Below are 16988 nucleotides of genomic sequence, written 5' to 3' on the forward strand. Positions count from 1 at the left end.
GCGCCGGGCGGGCCGGACGCGCCTTGCCGCATGCGCCGGAGGCGCCGGACTGTCTCGCCGCACGGGCGGACGTGCCGCACGGCCGCACGGGCCGCACGGGCCGGAGGTGCCGCGCCGGACGGCCGGACGTGCCGCACGGCTGGACGTGCCGCACGGCTGGACGTGCCGCACGGCTGGACGTGCCGCACGGCTGGACGTGCCGCACGGCTGGACGTGCCGCACGGCTGGACGTGCCGCACGGCTGGACGTGCCGCACGGCTGGACGTGCCGCACGGCTGGACGTGCCGCACGGGCCGCCGGGCCGGAGGTGCCGCGCCGCACGCGTCGGGCGGGCCGGGCCGTCTCGCGGCACGGGCCGCACGTGCGTGCTGTGACGCGTCGGTGTCGCGGGGGAGGGCTAAGCCGGTGAGTCAGGGGTGGGGCGGGCGAGGCGGACGTTCCCCGATTCGAGGTCGACCGGTCCGCGCGGCGGGGCGCCGGATTCCTCGTCCTCGCCCAGCATCAAGGTCACCTGGCGCTGCTGCAGCTCGATGTGCTTGCCGCCCTGGAACACGGTGGTGAACTCGTCGAACGCGGTCGCGGTCACGACCGGGTGGCCCTTGCGCCGGCGCACTGCCTGCCACACCCGCTCGCCCGTGGCGAGGCCGAGCAGCAGCAGGGCGAGGCCGGGGATCGACATCGCGAAGATCATGCCCATGGGAACCACTTCCGGATCAGGGCCCGGCCGTCCGGCACAACCGGCCACCCGGGGTCTTCCGCCAAAGCCCGCACCTCGTCCAAGTCCATCCAGCCGCCCCACGCCACCTCTTCGGGTTGGTGGGTGAACGGTCCGTCGCTGCGCACGTCGTAAACGTGCGCGACGTAGCGAATGGTTCCGTCCACGAACGGCGTCCTGAACCGGAACTCCGGCACCCCCGAGATCCCCAGCTCCTCGGCCAGCTCCCGCACCGCGCACTCGTCCGGCGTCTCACCGGCCGCCACGACCCCGCCGCACGTCGGGTCGTACAGGCCGGGGTAGACGTCCTTGCTGTCCGTGCGACGGTGCACGTACACCCGCGTCCCGTCGAGAGACCGCACGACGATCGACGCACACGCGTGCCACAGGCCCTCCGCGCGCATCCGAGCGCGCGTCGCCGTGCCGATGGGCGTGCCGCCGGGATCCACCACCACTACGTGCTCCACGTGGAGATCCTCCCAAGGTCGTACCGACCCGTGCTACCTCGGGCCGACGCTCGCCGACGCCCCCGCTTCCTACCGTCGTGGCGTTCGCGTCACGAGGAGGAGTTGTGCCCACATCCCTGCGGCTCGCGGTCGCCGAGTTCCGCAACCGGCCCGGTCGCGCCGTGCTGCCCGGTGTCGCCCTGGTGGTCGGCGTCGCCTGCCTGCTGGCCGCCCTGATGCTCAGTGACGCGATGGTCCGCGCCACGGACGAGGGCGCGCCCGCCGTGCCCGCCGGCGTCGACCTCGTCGTCCGCCCGCCGCTCTACGGCGGCGACGGGGTTCTCGACCAGGCGACCGCCGATCGGGTGGCCCAGGTCGCCGGGGTGACCGTGGCGCAACCGATCCGCGAGGTCCGCGCCGACCTGCTGCTCGACGAAGGCGGCCGGGCGACCGACCGCCGGGCCACCGCCGACATCGAGCCGGACCGCGAGGACCTGCACCGCGTGCCGATCCTGGAGGGCCGCTCACCCGGCCCGGACGGCGAGATCGCGATCGACCGGGTCACCGCCCACGAGCACGGCCTCAAGCCGGGCGCCTCCGTGCGCGTCGCCGACGCCCGGGGCAAGCCGTTGGACGTCGTCGTCCGCGGCATCACCAAGCGCGGCTCGCTCGCCGAGGAGCCGATGATCGTGGTCGGCGAGGGCCTGGCCGCCAAGCTCGGCGGCGAGCCCCGGGTCGAGGCGATCTACGTGGTCGGCGGCGACCGGGACGCCGTCGCGCGGGCCGCGGGCGCGGGCTTCCAGGTGGACACCAGGGCGGCGATCGCGGCGGAGCCCTCGAACAACGACCTGGCGGCCGTGCTGCTGCCGTTCAGCATCCTGGCGCTGGCCACGTCCGTCTTCGTCGCCTCGGCCACCTACCGCGCCGTCTACGCGCAACGCCAGCGGCACACCGCGCTGCTGCGCTGCCTGGGCGCCCACCGCGGACCGCTGGTCTGGGCGAACCTGCTGGAAGCGCTGCTCACCGGCGTGGCCGCGGGCCTCGTGGGCGCGGTGCTCGGCGGGTCGGTGGCGTGGCTGCTGGCCAGGCTGTTCGACGGCACCGGCCTGTCCTCGCTGCTCGGCGCGGTGGAGCTGAGCCCGTCGCTGCTGCCCACGGTCGGCCAGCTGGTGATCGGGGTGGTCACGGCGGCCACGCTCAGCGCGTTCGCCGCGGTCCGGCCCGCGCTGGCCGCCGCACGCATCTCGCCGCTCGCGGCACTGCGGACGTCCGAAGGCCAGACGCCCGACCGGGCCGTGGTGCGTCGTCGGCGGATCTTCGGCATCGCACTGGTCGTCACCGCCGCCGTCCTGGCCGCGCTCGCGGTGCTCGCCCGGGGTTCGCTGGCGGCGATCTTCCTGGTCCTGTTCTCCGGCATCATCGCCGTGTTCGGCCTGTTCGGCGTGCTCGGACCGGTGGTCGTGCCCGCGCTGGGCCGGATCTTCGGCTCGGTCGCGAGCCGCTTCGGCGGCGCGCAGTGGAAGCTGGCCGCGGCCGAGGTGCGGCGGGTGCCGCAGCGGTCCGCGTCGGTGGCGATGCCGCTGCTCCTGGCCGCCGCGATGGTCACGTTCTTCGCGGTCACGGTCGGTTCGGCCCAGCGCATGGAGGACGAGTTCGCCAACGAGCCGCGGCCGGACGCCGTGGTGGCGGACTCCGGCGGGCGCGCGCTCGCGGGCGCTGTCGGCGCGGCGGCCAACCGGCCCGAAGCGGCGGCCACGGTCGTGGTGCACGGCGTCGAGGCCGAGCAGTCGGACGGCGAGGGCCACACGTTCCCGACCCAGGTCGTCGGCGCCGACCCCGAACGCCTGCGCGAGTGGCTGACCAGGCAGAACGTCGACGCCAAGGACTTCGCGCCGGGCACCGTCCTGCTCGACGAGTGGTACGCCGAGCGGTTCGGCGCCCAGCTCGGCCGGCCGTTCACGGTCGAGGGACTGCCCGGCGGGCCGCGCACGGCCACGTTCGTCGGCACGGTCACCGGCTCGCTGCTGGACGACGCCGACGTGGTGCTGGCCGACCCGGACCTGGCGCCCGCGTCGAAGGTCCTGGTGGCGTTCGAACCGGGCGCGGACCCGGCCGCCTACGAGGCGGGCGTGCGGTCGGCGCTGGCCGACTCGCCCACCGTTCTGGTGAAGACCAGGGCCGAGACGAACGCCCAGAACCAGCGCTACCTCGACCTGGGGATCGTGATGCTGATGGTGCTGCTGGGGCTGTCCGTCGCGGTGGCCGTGACCGGTATCGGCACGGCGTTGACGATCTCCGTGCAGGAACGGCGCAAGGAGATGGCGCTGCGGCGCGCGTTGGGCGTGACCAAGGGTGGCCTGCAAGGTGGCGTGGTGGCCGAAGCGGTGCTGTTGGCGCTGGTAGGGGTGCTGGGCGGGGGTGTGTTCGGCCTCGTCTACGCCGAGCTGACGTTGGCCGCGGTCGGGGTGTTCGCCTGGCCGACGGCGGCCGTGGTTCCGCTGCTGGTCGGCGGCACGGGCGTGGTGGTCCTGGCGGTGCTCGCGGCGTTCGGACCGGCCCGCGGCGCGTCCCGGATCAGGCCCGCCGCCGGACTCGCGGCCGGCTGAAACGTGACCTGCGTCCGGGCGGTGTGCCGGTGGAACGTCGTAGTCTGCGTACATGCGGCGGATCATGGGAACCGAAGTCGAGTACGGCATCTCGGTGCCGGGTGACGCGACGGCGAACCCGGTGCTCACCTCGACACAGGTCGTGCTGGCCTACGCGGCGGCCGCCGACATACCGCGGGCGCGCCGGGCGCGCTGGGACTACGAGGTCGAATCGCCGCTGCGCGACGCGCGCGGCTTCGACCTCGGCACGCCCGGCGGCCACCCGGGCGACAGCGATGTCGAGGACCTGGGCGCGGCCAACGTCATCCTCACCAACGGCGCGCGCCTCTACGTCGACCACGCCCACCCCGAGTACTCCGCGCCCGAGGTCACCAACGCGCGCGACGCGGTGATCTGGGACAAGGCGGGGGAGCGGGTGATGGAGGAGGCCGCGATGCGCGCCGCCACCGTCCCCGGCCAGCCCCGGCTGCAGCTGTACAAGAACAACGTGGACGGCAAGGGCGCCAGCTACGGCACCCACGAGAACTACCTGATGCAGCGCAGCACGCCGTTCACCGCGGTGATCGCCGGGCTCACCCCGTTCTTCGTGTCACGCCAGGTCGTGGTCGGCTCCGGCCGCGTCGGCATCGGCGCGGCGGGCGAGGAGGCCGGCTACCAGCTGTCCCAGCGCTCGGACTACATCGAGGTCGAGGTCGGCCTGGAGACCACGCTCAAGCGCGGCATCATCAACACCCGCGACGAGCCGCACGCCGACGCGGACAAGTACCGCAGGCTGCACGTCATCATCGGCGACGCGAACCTCGCCGAGTACTCGACCTACATCAAGTGCGGCTCCACGTCGCTGGTGCTCGACATGATCGAGGCCGGCCGCCGGTTCGACGACCTGCGGCTGCAGGAACCGGTCCGGGCCGTGCACCAGATCAGCCACGACCCGACGCTCAAGACGAAGGTCGAGCTGGTCAACGGGCGCAAGTTCACCGGGTTGGACCTGCAGTTCGCCTACTACGAGCGCGCCGCCGCGTTCGTCGAGCAGGAGGGCTACGGCGACCGGGACGTGCTGCGCGTGTGGGGCGAGGTGCTCGACGCGCTGGCCCGCGACCCGCAGGAGTGCGCCGACCGCCTCGACTGGGTGGCGAAGCTGCGGTTGCTCGAAGGCTATCGCGCGCGGGACGGCCTGGCGTGGGGCTCGCCCCGGCTGTCGCTGGTCGACCTGCAGTACTCCGACGTGCGGCTGGACAAGGGCCTGTACAACCGGCTGGTGGCCCGCGGCTCGATGAAACGCCTGGTCAGCGAAGAGGAAGTGCGGGCGGCCATCCTCGCGCCGCCGGAGGACACCCGGGCGTACTTCCGCGGTCGGTGCCTGGAGCGCTACCCCACTTCGGTGGCCGCCGCGTCGTGGGATTCGGTGATCTTCGACCTCGGTCGTGAATCACTCGTTCGGATTCCCACCCTGGAACCCCTGCGCGGTACGAAAGCGCACGTCGGAGCACTGCTGGAGGCCTCCGACACGGCCGAGCAGCTGGTGGAGGCGCTGACCAGGGGCTGATCAACAGACCCGAGTGGCAGGCACCGGATGTCGTACCTGGTGGGTAGTGTTTAACTCGCAGGACCCGAAGACCGGGAGGTCGACATGGCCCAGGAACAGGTTCAGCGCCAAGGCGGCGGTGACGGCGACGAGAACGGCGACGGCGCGGCCGCGGCCGGCCAGGAACGCCGGGAGAAGCTCGGCGAGGACGTCGACGCCATCCTCGACGAGATCGACGACGTGCTCGAGGAGAACGCCGAGGACTTCGTCCGCGCGTACGTGCAAAAGGGCGGCGAGTAAGAAGCCGCCGGCGGGACAGGAGAGAAACGCACACATGGACCACAGCTCGACCGGGCACTACCCGGCCGCGTCGTTGCCCCCGGCCTACCTCAGGCCGGGGTCGTCGTCGTTCACCGATTTCCTCCGCGCACAGGCTCCCGAACTGCTGCCGTCGAGCCGCAAGCTGCCCGAGGGCGGCGCGGTGCAGGCTCCGCACGGCACCACCATCGTGGCCCTCACCTTCAAGGGCGGCGTGGTGATCGCGGGCGACCGGCGCGCCACGATGGGCAACGTGATCGCCCAGCGCGACATGAAGAAGGTGTTCATCACCGACGACTACTCGGCGGTGGGCATCGCGGGCACGGCGGGCATCGCGGTCGAGATCGTCCGGCTCTACGCGGTCGAGCTCCGGCACTACGAGAAGATCGAGGGCGTCTCGCTGTCGTTGGACGGCAAGGCGAACCGGCTCTCCGCGATGATCAAGGGCAACCTGGACGCCGCGCTCGCGGGCCTCGCCGTCGTGCCGCTGTTCGCGGGGTTCGACACCGCGGCACCCGACCCGGACCGCGCGGGCCGCATCGTGTCCTACGACGTGACCGGCGGGCGGTACGAGGAGTCGCAGGGCTACCAGGCAGTCGGCTCCGGCTCGCTGTTCGCGAAGTCGGCGATGAAGAAGCTCTACGACCCCGACGCCGACGCCGAGGGCGCCACCAGGACCGCGATCGAGGCGCTGTACGACGCGGCGGACGACGATTCGGGCACCGGCGGCCCGGACGTGATCCGCAAGATCTACCCGGTCGTCGTGACGATCACGGCCGAGGGCGCGGCGCACCTGTCCGACGAGCAGACCGCCGTGCTGGCCGAGTCCGTCGTCGAGGGCCGCAAGACCAAGCCGGCGGGCTGAGCGCCGTGCCGATCCCCATCCCCATCCGCCGAGCCCGGGAGCCGCAGCAGTGACGATGCCGTTGTACGCCTCACCCGAGCAGATCCTCCGCGATCGCGCGGAGTACGCCCGGAAGGGCATCGCCCGAGGCCGGAGCGTCGTCGTGCTCCGGTACGCCGACGGCGTGCTGTTCGTGGCGGAGAACCCGTCCGCGACCCTGCACAAGGTGTCCGAGATCTACGACCGCATCGCGTTCGCCGCGGTCGGCCGCTACAGCGAGTTCGAGAACCTGCGCCAGGCGGGCATCCGGTTCGCCGACATCCGCGGCTACCAGAACGACCCGCGCGACGTCACGGGCCGCTCACTGGCGAACGTGTACGCCCAGACCCTGGGCTCGATCTTCGCCGAGCAGATCAAGCCCCTCGAGGTGGAGATCTGCGTCGCCGAGGTCGGCACCGACCCCGAGCAGGACACCCTCTACCGCCTGACCTACGACGGCTCGATCGTGGAAGAGCCGCAGTACGTCGTGATGGGTGGCCAGGCCGAGGCGACGGGCACCGCGCTCAAGGACGCCTACACCGAAGGCCAGCCGCTGGCCGAGGCCGTCCGCACCGCGGTGAAGGCCCTCAGCTCCGGCAGCACCACCACCGGCAACGGCAAGCCGGACCTCCTCGACCGCGGCAAGCTGGAAGTGGCGGTCCTCGAACGCTCCCGTCCACGACGGGCGTTCCGCCGCATCACCGGCGCCGCCCTCGCCGCCCTCCTCCCGGGCGACGACCCGGCACCCGCCGAAGAGGCCAAGGCCGACGAACCACCCGCCAAGGGCGCCAAGCGGAAGCCCGTGACGGACGTCAACCTGCCGCCGAACGACGACAAGGCATAACCAGGCACCAGCGAAGGCCCCCGGTGTCCACCACCACCGGGGGCCTCTCCGTGCACCGGGTCCACCTATGCGATCGCCTGGGCCAGCAACCGCCCCGTGCGCTCCCGTACAGACGGTGTATCGAGCCCGCGCACCACCACCGTGGTCCGCCGCCGCAGCACGTCGTCCACCTCCGTCGCCCACTCGTACCGCTGCGCGTGCGCCACCTGGGCCCAGATGTCGGGCCCGTCCGGGTGCACCCGCTCCAGCAACGACGGGTCGTCCGACGCCAGCGCCAGCACCTCGTGGCTCACCGTCCCGTAGTGCGTGGCCAGGTGCCGCAGCACGTCGTCCGGCACCAACGGCAGCTCCCGCCCCAACTGCGCCGACACCCGCTCCGGCATCGCCGCCCCCGGCAGCGCCGAAGGCACACCGTCGAACGCCCGCGACAGGTCCCGCCCCAGGGCCTCGCCGACGCGCGCCAGCACCGAAGCCCCGATCCGCCGGAACGTCGTCCACTTGCCGCCCGCCACGCTGATCATCCCGCCACGCCCGCGCGTGATCACGGTCTCGCGCTTGGCGTGACTGGTGTCGCCGGACCCGCTGTCACCCGGACCTCTGGGCAGCACCCGCAACCCGGCGAACGTGTACGCCAACCGCGACCGGTCCAGCGCCTCGGCCGAGATGCCCACCGAGGCCTCACCCAGGATCTGGTCGACGTCCGCCTGCGAGCACCGGACGTCCGCCGGATCCCCCTCGTACACCTCGTCCGTCGTGCCCAGCAGCAGCTGCCCCTCCCACGGGATCGCGAACGACACCCGCACGTCGTCCACCGGGATGGTCATCGCCGCACGCCAAGGCACATCCGTCCGGAGCACCAGGTGGGCACCCTTCGACAACCGGATGCTCGGCGCGGCCGCCGCGTCCTCCATCCGCCGCACCGAGTCCAGCCACGGCCCGGTCGCGTTGACCACCACCGACGCGTCGACCCCGAACTCGCCGCCGTCGACCTTGTCCCGCAGCTCGACCCCGGTCACCAGCGGGCCGCGCTTGCGCAGCCCCACCACCTCGACGTGGTTGAGCAGCACCGCACCGGCCTCCGCCGCCGCCCGTGCCGCCGTGATCGCCACCCGCGCGTCGTTCATCTGGTGGTCGTAGTACAGCGCCGCCCCGCGCAGGCCGTCCGTCCTCAGGTGCGGCACGTACTCCACGGCCCGCCGCGCCGACAGCACCTTGCCCACGCCGTCACCGAACCCGGACAGCGCCGAGTACAGCACCACGCCCGCCCCGAGGACCGACCGCGAGTGCGGCCCGCCCCGGTACACCGGCACCAGGAACGGCAGCGGCCGGACCAGGTGCGGTGCCAGGCGGTCGCCCAACGCGCGCCGCTCGGCGTGGTTCTCCCGCACCATCGGCACCGCGCCCGGCCCCATCGCCAGGTACCGCAGGCCGCCGTGCACGAGCTTGGACGACGCGCTGGACGTGGCGCCCGCGAAGTCACCCGCCTCGACCAGCGCCACCCGCAGCCCCGACCGGGCCGCCGCCCACGTGGTGGCGATGCCCAGCGCGCCGCCGCCGATCACCACCAGGTCGAAGGCGCCGTGTCCCAGCGCCTCGCGCGCCCTGGCCCGTTGCTCACTCATCGTTGTCGTCCTCGTCGATCCAGCCGACGGTCCGCTCGACCGCCTTCTTCCACTTCCGATAACCCTTGTCCCTGGTCCGCGCGTCCATCGTGGGCAGCCACTCGGCGGCCTTGTGCCAGTTCTCGCGCAGGGTCTCGGTGTCCGACCAGTAGCCGACCGCGAGACCGGCCGCGTAGGCGGCGCCCAGGCACGTGGTCTCGGCGACGATCGGCCGCACCACCGGCACGTCGAGCACGTCGGACAGGAAGCCCATGAGCAGGTTGTTCGCCGTCATGCCGCCGTCGACCTTCAGCGTGGTCAGCTCCACGCCCGAGTCGGCGTTCATCGCGTCCACGACCTCGCGGGTCTGCCACGCGGTCGCCTCCAGCACCGCACGCGCGATGTGGCCCTTGTCGATGTAGCCGGTGAGGCCCGCGATGATGCCGCGCGCGTCGGACCGCCAGTGCGGCGCGAACAGGCCGGAGAACGCGGGCACGAAGTACGCGCCGCCGTTGTCCTCGACCGACCGGGCCAGCGTCTCGATCTCGGGCGCGCTGCCGATGAGCCCCATCTTGTCCCGGAACCACTGCACCAGGGCGCCGGTCACCGCGATCGCGCCTTCCAGCGCGTACGCGGCCGGCTGGTCGCCGATCTTGTAGCCGACCGTGGTGAGCAGGCCGTTCTCCGAGACCACCGGCTTGTCACCGGTGTTGACCAGCAGGAAGCTGCCGGTGCCGTAGGTGCACTTGCCCTCGCCGGGCGAGTAGCAGGTCTGGCCGAACAGGGCCGCCTGCTGGTCGCCGAGCGCGGACGCCACCGGGACGCCGTCCAGCGTGCCGGTCGCGGTGCCGTAGACCTCGGCGGACGAGCGGATCTCCGGCAGCATCGCCCGGGGGACGCCGATCGCGTCGACCAGCTCGTCGTCCCAGTCCAGCGTCTCCAGGTTCATCAGCATGGTGCGGCTGGCATTGGTGACGTCGGTGACGTGGCGGCCGGTGAGCTTCCAGATCAGCCAGGTGTCCATGGTGCCGAACAGCACCTCGCCGCGCTCGCCGCGCTCCCGCAGGCCGTCGACGTGGTCGAGCAGCCAGCGAACCTTCGGCCCGGAGAAGTAGGTGGCCAGCGGCAGGCCGCACTTGTCCCGGAACCGGTTCTGCTCGCCCAGCTCCTTGACCAGCTGGTCGGTGCGCGTGTCCTGCCAGACGATCGCGTTGTGCACGGGCTTGCCGGTGGCCTTGTCCCACACCAGCGTGGTCTCGCGCTGGTTGGTGATGCCGACCGCGGCCAGGTCGTGCACGGTCAGCGACGCCTTCTGCAGGGCGCCGTGCACGACGTCGAGCACGTTGGCCCAGATCTCCTCGGCGTCGTGCTCGACCCAGCCCGGCCTGGGGAAGATCTGCCGGTGCTCCTTCTGCGCCACGGACACGATCGCGCCACCGTGGTCGAAGACGATGCACCTCGACGACGTGGTGCCCTGGTCGATTGCGGCGATGTAGGTGCTCACGATGGACGCTCCTCGCTGGACGGCGGTGTCAGTAGACGGCGATGTCGACGAGCCCGGCCAATGCTCCGCCCAGCAGCGGGCCGACCACGGGGATCCAGGCGTAGCCCCAGTCCGATCCACCCTTTCCGGGGATCGGCAGGACGGCGTGCGCGAGCCGCGGGCCGAGGTCGCGCGCGGGGTTGATGGCGTAGCCGGTCGGCCCGCCCAGGGACATGCCGATGCCGACCACCAGCAGGGCCACGATCAGCACGCCGGTGCCCGAGGTCTCCAGGCCCTTGGTCTGGCCGGTCGCCAGGATCACGAACACCAGCACGAACGTGGCGATGACCTCGGTGGTCAGGTTCTGCGCGCGGTGGCGGACCTCGGGGCCGGTGGCGAAGATGCCCAGCACCTCGCCGGTGTTGGCGCGGAACTGGCCGAGGTAGGCGAGGTAGCACAGGACGGCGCCGGTGAACGCGCCGAGGAGCTGGGCGCCCACGTACAGCGGGACGGTGCTCCAGTCGCCGTTGTGGATCGCCAGGCCGACCGTGACGGCCGGGTTGAGGTGCGCGCCGGACAGCGGTGCGACCGCGTAGGCGCCCGCGAGCACCGCGAAGCCCCAGCCGAACGTGATCACCACCCAGCCCGCGCCGTTCGACTTCGACTTCGCCAACACCACGCCCGCGACGACGCCGTTGCCGAGCAGCAACAGCAGTGCGGTGCCGAGGAACTCACCGATGAAGATCGACTGGTTGGTCATCCACGCGCCCTCTCTAACCTGAATGCCGTTCGACAATGTCGTACGGTGCGCGTGAATCCTGTGCCGACGCTCACAAGATGTCAACCCTTCCGAAACGCCTGCGTCACCAGGGGATGGCGCCGAGCTCGCGCGAGATGGACCGCGCGGCCTCCCGGACGTAGGACACGAGATCGGTGCGCGGCTGCTTGTGCTCGTCGCACAGCCGCTCGACGGGCCCGGAGATCCCGACCGCGCCCACGGTCACCGCCCGCCGGTCCCGGATGGGTGCGGCCAGCGACACCTCGCCGTCGACCAGCTCCTCGATGTCCGACGCCCAGCCACGCTGTCTGACCTGCTCCAACGCGTCACCGAGCAGGTCCGGGTCGGTGATCGTGGCGGCCGTGTACGCCTTGAGCGGTTCGTCGTCGGTGAGGCCCACGGGGTCGTCGGCGAGCAGGACCTTGCCCAACGCGCTGGCGTGCGAGGGGAGCAGCGCGCCGACTTCGAGCACCTGGCGTGAGTTGTCCGGGCGGAAGACGTGGTGCACGACCAGGACCTGGTTCTCGTGCAGGGTGCCGATGCGGACGCTCTCCATGCTGCGCGAGGCCAGCGAGTCCGACCAGTTCAACGCGCGGGTGCGCAGCTCGTTGCCGTCGAGGTAGCTGCTGCCGATGTGGAACAGCGCCGCGCCGAGCTGGTACTTGCCCGTGTCCGGCGACTGCTCGACGAACCCGACCAGCTGCAACGTGCGCAGGATGCCGTGCACGGTCGGTTTGGGCAGCTCAAGGGCTCGGGCGAGTTCCGCGACCCCCATCCGCCGCGCACCACTGGCCAGCAGCCGCAACACCGCGGCTGCCCGTTCGATGGACTGGATGGGACCGGGCACGAGATCACTCTAGCGCCTGCCCGTTCGACCATGTCGAACTGCCGGATCACGGGTGGGCGGCAGCGACCCGATCCTGGCACGTTCCGCGGCACCGGCGTTCCGGCGCCAGCCCGAGCAGTCCGCGGCACTCGGGTGGCATGTCCACGCCATCAGCGATCCGCTCGATGGTGTCCAGCGTCGGTAGCCTTCGCCGGCGCATGTACTCGCTGATCCGCCCCTGCGCGATGCCCGTGACGCCCGCGAGGTCGTTCTGGCTGTACCCGGCGTAGCGCCTGAGCAGGACCAGCAGGCTCGCGATGTCCCGCGCCCGCAGCGCGGCGACGACCTCCCGTCGTGACCACAGGCTGTCCGGTACGCGCGCGACCCACCCGGCTGTTCGTTCCATGACAAGTCCCCCCGACTGGGAATCGGCCGGAACCAAGGGGAGTGTTACGGACGGGCATCGCGCAATCACACGGTGATATCTCACGCTGTGCTGCCGAACCCGCCACGGGCCTTGGGACGGTTCGGGTCCGATGACCGAACCCGAGGGGGGATTCGCATGCGTCACCTGACCAAGCTGTTCGCGGTGCTGGGCCTGCTGCTCACCGCGCTGGTCGTGGCACCGACCGGGGCGTCGGCGGGTGTGTCGGCGGGGATGCCGGCACCGGCCGCCCGGACCGCGCACAGCCCGATCCAGAGCCTGCACGACGGGCGGTGCCTGGACTCGGACGTGTCGTCGCCGACCCACAACGGCACCAAGGTGCAGATCTGGGACTGCAACGGCTGGAACAACCAGAAGTGGACCTACTACGACGACTACACCATCCGCAGCACGCACGACGGCCGATGCCTGGACGCCGACGTGTCGTCGCCGACGCACGACGGCACCAAGGTGCAGGTGTGGGACTGCAACGGGTGGGACAACCAGAAGTGGACCATGTACACCAACGGCGAGATCGTGAGCTGGCACGACGGACGGTGCCTCGACCTGGACGTGTCGTCGCCGACCCACAACGGCAGCAAGGTGCAGCTGTGGACGTGCAACGGCTGGGCCAACCAGGCCTGGTACAAGTCCTGACCCGGCCGCGCCGGTGATCACACCGGGTCGTTCCCGACCGGGGCGGCCCGGTGGGCGCGTCACAGGTCCAGCGACCAGGTCTGCGCCTCGACCTCGCGGCCGAACAGCCGCTCCGGGTCGCTCTTCCCGATCGTGAAACCGACCTTCTCGTAGAGGTGCCGCGACGCCTCCAGCCCGGCCACGGTCCACAGCACCATCCGCTCGTACCCGGCCCGGCGGGCGAAGCGCACGCACTCGTCCACCAGTCGGGCGCCGATGCCCAGACCTCGGGCGGCCGGTTCCACGAGCAGCATCCGCAGCTTCGCCGTCCGGTCGTCCACCCGCACGCAGAAGATCGACCCGACCGGCTCACCGTCGACCTCGGCGATCCACGCCGACTCGCGGTCCGGCACGTGGTGCTCGACGTACTCGCCCGCGATCCGCGCCACCATCGCCTCGAAGGTCTGGTCGAAGCCGCACTCCTCCGCGTACCGCACCCCGTGCCGGTTCACCACCCAGCCGAGGTCGCCCGGTCGCAACGGCCGCAGCAGGTACGACCGGGACGTGCCGGTGAGCACCCGTTCGATCCTGCGCATCGACGCGACCAGCTCGGCGCGGTCCGCTGGCGGCACGCGCTCCAGCAGCGCGCCGATCTCCGCGTCCGAACGGGCGTTGAGCTCGGCGAACACCGACTCGCCGCGCGGGGTCAGGGCGACGACGTGACGCCGCGAGTCACGCGCGGACGCCGTGCGGGTGACCAGGCCGTCGCGGTCGAAGGCGGTCAGGATGCGGCTGAGGTAGCCGGCGTCCAACGACAGCGCGGTCCGCAGGTCCGGCACCTCGCACGGGCCCGCGGCCAGCTCGAACAGCACCCGCACCTCGGTCAGCGAGTACGGCGAGGACAGGTAGCTCCGGTCGAGCACGCCGATCACGCCGGTGTAGAAGCGGTTGAACGCGCGGACGTCGGCGACCGTCATCGTTGACTCCCTCAACAGAACCGTTGACGGAGTCAACCTTATCCCTGGGGTCGGTAGACGGCCAAGGCGGCGGGCCGGGAGCGGAACTCGAACGTGGACCCGGTGGGGCCGACCTCGCCGTCCGTCGCGATCGCCACCTCGCCGTCGAGCAGCCGCACGTCGAGCCACCGCGTCTCCAGGTGCCGGTAGGTGCGGCTGCGGTGCAGCGAGCCGAGCAGGGCGCCGAGGAAGAACCGCGCCCGCGAGAACCGGGTGTCGGCGCGGATGTACCGCACGTCCATCAGGCCCGCGTCGAGGGCGGGCCGCATGGTCGGCGCGAAGCCCTTGGGTCGGTACGGGCCGTTGCCGACGAACAGCATCCAGACCAGCTGCGGCTCGCCGTTCAGCTCGACCCGCATCGGCCGTGACGTGCGCAGCACCCGGGCCAGCGCGATCGCCGCGGCCGGCCACTTGCCCCACTTGTCCTGCAAGTTCTCCCTCAGCCGCACCATGTCGGGGTAGCCGCCGAGGCTCGCGGTGTTGACGAACCAGCGCGGCCCCTCGCCGTCCACGGTCACCGCCGCCAGGTCCACCAGCACGCCGTCACCGTCCGCGACCGCCCGTGCGGCGTCGTCCAGCCCCTGCACGCCCACGTCGCGCGCGAAGTGGTTCAGCGTCCCGGCCGGCACCAGGACCAGCGGCAACCGGTGCGCCGCCGCCAGCGCCGCGACCGCCGCCACCGACCCGTCACCGCCCGCCACCCCCAGTGCGTGCGGAGCGTGATCGGCGATCACCGTGTCGAGATCCTCGATTCCCACGATCGTGGCTTTCGGCCATTCCTCCACGATCCGGTCGGTCGGGTCGTCCCCGCCCAGGCCCGCGCTCGGGTTCACCACGACCACCAGGCCCTCGCCGTCCACCAGCGCCTCCAACGCCCGGTGCTCGCGCGCCGACGCGGGCTCGGTCCGCCCCAGCGGCCACCAACGCCTGGTCAGCAGGGCGACACCGGCCCCGATCGCGGCTCCGGCGGCCACGTCCGACGGCCAGTGCACGCCCGTGTGCACCCGCGAGTACGCCACCGCCGCGGCGACCGGCGCGATCGCCGCCGCCAACGCGGGCGACTCCATCGCCACCGCCGTGGTGAACGCCGCCGCCGACGCCGCGTGCCCGGACGGGAACGACGACGACGTGGGACGCTTGGTCAGCCGCCGGGGCACGAGCAGCAGGTCGGCCGCCGGCCTGCGGCGCGGGAACAGGCGCTTCGCGACCAGGCTGGCGCTGAAGCTCGCGCCGCCGATCGCCGCCACGCCGCGCAGCGCCGCCCGCCGCGTCACCCCTTTGCGCGTCGCCAGCACGCCCGCCACCACCAGCCACAACGCACTGTGGTTGGCGGCGCGCGAAAGTCTCTTCATCCCCTCGTCCACCGGGGAGGCGCGCAGCGCCCCGGAACGCCGCATCATGGCCAGGTCCAGGCGGTTCACTCGTCGGAGCACACGAGAACGTTATCCGCGAAATCGGCGTGACGCCCGATTGGATCACTGAGGAAAGCTCCGAATGCGCCTACTGTTGAGGGATGCAGCGGCGGATCTTCGGCATTGAGACTGAGTTCGGGGTGACCTGCACCTTCCACGGGCAGCGCAGGCTGTCCCCGGATGAGGTCGCGCGTTATCTGTTCCGCCGGGTCGTCTCGTGGGGACGCTCGTCGAACGTCTTCCTGCGCAACGGCTCTCGGCTCTACCTGGACGTGGGCTCGCACCCGGAGTACGCGACCGCGGAATGCGACGACCTCGCCCAGCTGGTCACGCATGACAAGGCTGGTGAGCGGATCCTCGAAGACCTGCTCGTCGACGCCGAGCGCAGGCTCGCCGACGAGGGCATCGGGGGCGATATCTTCCTGTTCAAGAACAACACCGACTCCGCGGGCAACTCCTACGGTTGCCACGAGAACTACCTGGTCGCGCGGGCGGGGGAGTTCTCCCGCATCGCCGACGTCCTGCTGCCGTTCCTGGTGACCAGGCAGCTCATCTGCGGCGCGGGCAAGGTGCTCCAGACGCCGCGCGGAGCGGTCTACTGCCTGTCGCAGCGGGCCGAGCACATCTGGGAGGGCGTGTCCAGCGCCACCACCCGGTCCCGCCCGATCATCAACACCCGCGACGAGCCGCACGCCGACGCCGAGCGCTACCGCAGGCTCCACGTCATCGTCGGCGACTCGAACATGTCCGAGGTGACCACGCTGCTCAAGGTGGGCAGCGCCAACCTCGTGCTGGAGATGATCGAGCAGGGCGTGCAGTTCCGCGACTTCAGCCTGGACAACCCGATCCGCGCGATCCGCGAGATCAGCCACGACCTGACCGGCAGGCGGACCGTGCGGCTGGCGGGCGGCAAGGAGGCCTCGGCGCTGGACATCCAGCGCGAGTACTACGAGCGCGCGGTGGAGCACGTGGCCAAGCGCGCGCCCGACCCCATGGCGGAACGGGTGCTCGAGCTGTGGGGCCGCACGTTGGACGCGGTCGCGTCGGAAGACCTGTCCAAGATCGACCGCGAGATCGACTGGGCCATCAAGTACCGGCTGATGGAGCGCTACCAGGCCAAGCACGACATGGACCTGTCCAACCCGCGCATCGCCCAGCTCGACCTCGCCTACCACGACATCCGGCGCGGCCGGGGCATCTTCGACCTGCTCCAGCGCAAGGACCAGGTGGAACGGGTCACCGACGACGGCGAGATCGAGGCCGCCAAGGACACCCCGCCGCAGACCACGCGGGCCAAGCTGCGCGGTGACTTCATCGCCGCCGCGCAGGCCGCGGGCCGTGACTTCACCGTCGACTGGGTGCACCTCAAGCTCAACGACCAGGCACAGCGCACCGTGCTGTGCAAGGACCCGTTCCGCGCGGTGGACGAGCGCGTGGAGCGGCTGATCGCGTCCCTGTAGGGGAGCAGCGCAGAG

The 16988-nt window shown here is 71.7% G+C and carries 17 protein-coding genes; 8 read left to right on the plus strand and 9 right to left on the minus strand.

From position 1 onward, the window contains the following. Positions 1-23: 23 nt before the first annotated feature. A complete protein-coding gene (locus B0I31_RS40140) occupies positions 24-374 on the plus strand; it encodes a hypothetical protein (RefSeq protein WP_146173994.1) in 351 nt (116 codons plus the stop codon). Between the two features lie 23 nt (positions 375-397). Here the strand turns inward: B0I31_RS40140 and B0I31_RS30100 are convergent, their stop codons facing one another. Beyond that, the gene (locus tag B0I31_RS30100) at positions 398-697 is read right to left on the minus strand and encodes a DUF6191 domain-containing protein (RefSeq protein ID WP_106618771.1); all 300 of its coding nucleotides are present in this window, start codon (positions 695-697) and stop codon (positions 398-400) included. Beyond that, complete coding sequence (locus B0I31_RS30105; protein ID WP_106618772.1) at positions 688-1182, minus strand: NUDIX hydrolase; 495 nt, start codon at positions 1180-1182, stop codon at positions 688-690. Before B0I31_RS30105 ends, B0I31_RS30100 begins: the two co-directional genes overlap by 10 nt. A gap of 104 nt (positions 1183-1286) precedes the next feature. Between B0I31_RS30105 and B0I31_RS30110 the strand changes: the two genes are divergently transcribed. From B0I31_RS30110 to prcA, 5 genes are all read left to right on the plus strand, one after another. Then, a complete protein-coding gene (locus tag B0I31_RS30110; RefSeq protein ID WP_106618773.1) occupies positions 1287-3767 on the plus strand; it encodes an FtsX-like permease family protein in 2481 nt (826 codons plus the stop codon). A gap of 52 nt (positions 3768-3819) precedes the next feature. Further along, on the plus strand, positions 3820-5313 hold the full coding sequence (gene dop / locus B0I31_RS30115) for a depupylase/deamidase Dop (protein WP_106618774.1): 1494 nt from the start codon (positions 3820-3822) through the stop codon (positions 5311-5313). 84 nt (positions 5314-5397) lie between these two features. Then, entirely contained in the window at positions 5398-5592 is a 195-nt protein-coding gene (locus B0I31_RS30120) for a ubiquitin-like protein Pup (protein ID WP_033441451.1), read from the plus strand. Between the two features lie 34 nt (positions 5593-5626). Beyond that, positions 5627-6475: a proteasome subunit beta gene (prcB, locus tag B0I31_RS30125; protein WP_106618775.1), complete on the plus strand. Its 849-nt coding sequence runs from the start codon at positions 5627-5629 to the stop codon at positions 6473-6475. Positions 6476-6524: 49 nt separating this feature from the next. Further along, positions 6525-7337, plus strand: a complete 813-nt coding sequence (prcA, locus tag B0I31_RS30130) for a proteasome subunit alpha (RefSeq protein WP_106618776.1) — start codon at positions 6525-6527, stop codon at positions 7335-7337. Positions 7338-7402: 65 nt separating this feature from the next. Here the strand turns inward: prcA and B0I31_RS30135 are convergent, their stop codons facing one another. The 5 genes from B0I31_RS30135 to B0I31_RS30155 form a co-directional block, all read right to left on the minus strand. Next, positions 7403-8959: a glycerol-3-phosphate dehydrogenase/oxidase gene (locus tag B0I31_RS30135; protein WP_106618777.1), complete on the minus strand. Its 1557-nt coding sequence runs from the start codon at positions 8957-8959 to the stop codon at positions 7403-7405. After that, positions 8952-10442 carry a glycerol kinase GlpK gene (glpK, locus tag B0I31_RS30140; RefSeq protein WP_219910863.1) on the minus strand — a complete coding sequence of 497 codons (1491 nt, stop codon included), beginning with the start codon at positions 10440-10442 and terminating at the stop codon, positions 8952-8954. The genes B0I31_RS30135 and glpK overlap by 8 nt, the downstream gene beginning before the upstream one ends. 28 nt (positions 10443-10470) lie before the next feature. Then, positions 10471-11181 carry an MIP/aquaporin family protein gene (locus B0I31_RS30145; protein WP_106618778.1) on the minus strand — a complete coding sequence of 237 codons (711 nt, stop codon included), beginning with the start codon at positions 11179-11181 and terminating at the stop codon, positions 10471-10473. Between the two features lie 103 nt (positions 11182-11284). Continuing rightward, a complete protein-coding gene (locus tag B0I31_RS30150; protein ID WP_106618779.1) occupies positions 11285-12046 on the minus strand; it encodes an IclR family transcriptional regulator in 762 nt (253 codons plus the stop codon). 46 nt (positions 12047-12092) lie between these two features. After that, positions 12093-12431 (minus strand): helix-turn-helix domain-containing protein, encoded by a 339-nt coding sequence (locus tag B0I31_RS30155; RefSeq protein WP_106618780.1) that lies wholly within the window; start codon positions 12429-12431, stop codon positions 12093-12095. 156 nt (positions 12432-12587) lie between these two features. Here B0I31_RS30155 and B0I31_RS30160 point away from each other — a divergent pair, with 156 nt between their 5' ends. Next, the gene (locus tag B0I31_RS30160; RefSeq protein WP_106618781.1) at positions 12588-13106 is read left to right on the plus strand and encodes an RICIN domain-containing protein; all 519 of its coding nucleotides are present in this window, start codon (positions 12588-12590) and stop codon (positions 13104-13106) included. 59 nt (positions 13107-13165) lie between these two features. On the opposite strand, the gene B0I31_RS30165 is transcribed toward B0I31_RS30160, so the two are convergent. Next, entirely contained in the window at positions 13166-14062 is an 897-nt protein-coding gene (locus B0I31_RS30165; RefSeq protein WP_106618782.1) for a bifunctional helix-turn-helix transcriptional regulator/GNAT family N-acetyltransferase, read from the minus strand. A 38-nt stretch (positions 14063-14100) separates the two neighbouring features. Beyond that, positions 14101-15534 carry a bifunctional phosphatase PAP2/diacylglycerol kinase family protein gene (locus B0I31_RS30170; protein WP_245950553.1) on the minus strand — a complete coding sequence of 478 codons (1434 nt, stop codon included), beginning with the start codon at positions 15532-15534 and terminating at the stop codon, positions 14101-14103. 80 nt (positions 15535-15614) lie between these two features. On the opposite strand from B0I31_RS30170, the gene pafA reads away from it, so the two are divergent. Next, positions 15615-16973 (plus strand): Pup--protein ligase, encoded by a 1359-nt coding sequence (gene pafA / locus B0I31_RS30175; protein ID WP_106618783.1) that lies wholly within the window; start codon positions 15615-15617, stop codon positions 16971-16973. Positions 16974-16988: the final 15 nt, after the last annotated feature.

The organism is Saccharothrix carnea, assembly GCF_003014735.1.
Taxonomy (GTDB): Bacteria; Actinomycetota; Actinomycetes; order Mycobacteriales; family Pseudonocardiaceae; genus Actinosynnema; species Actinosynnema carneum.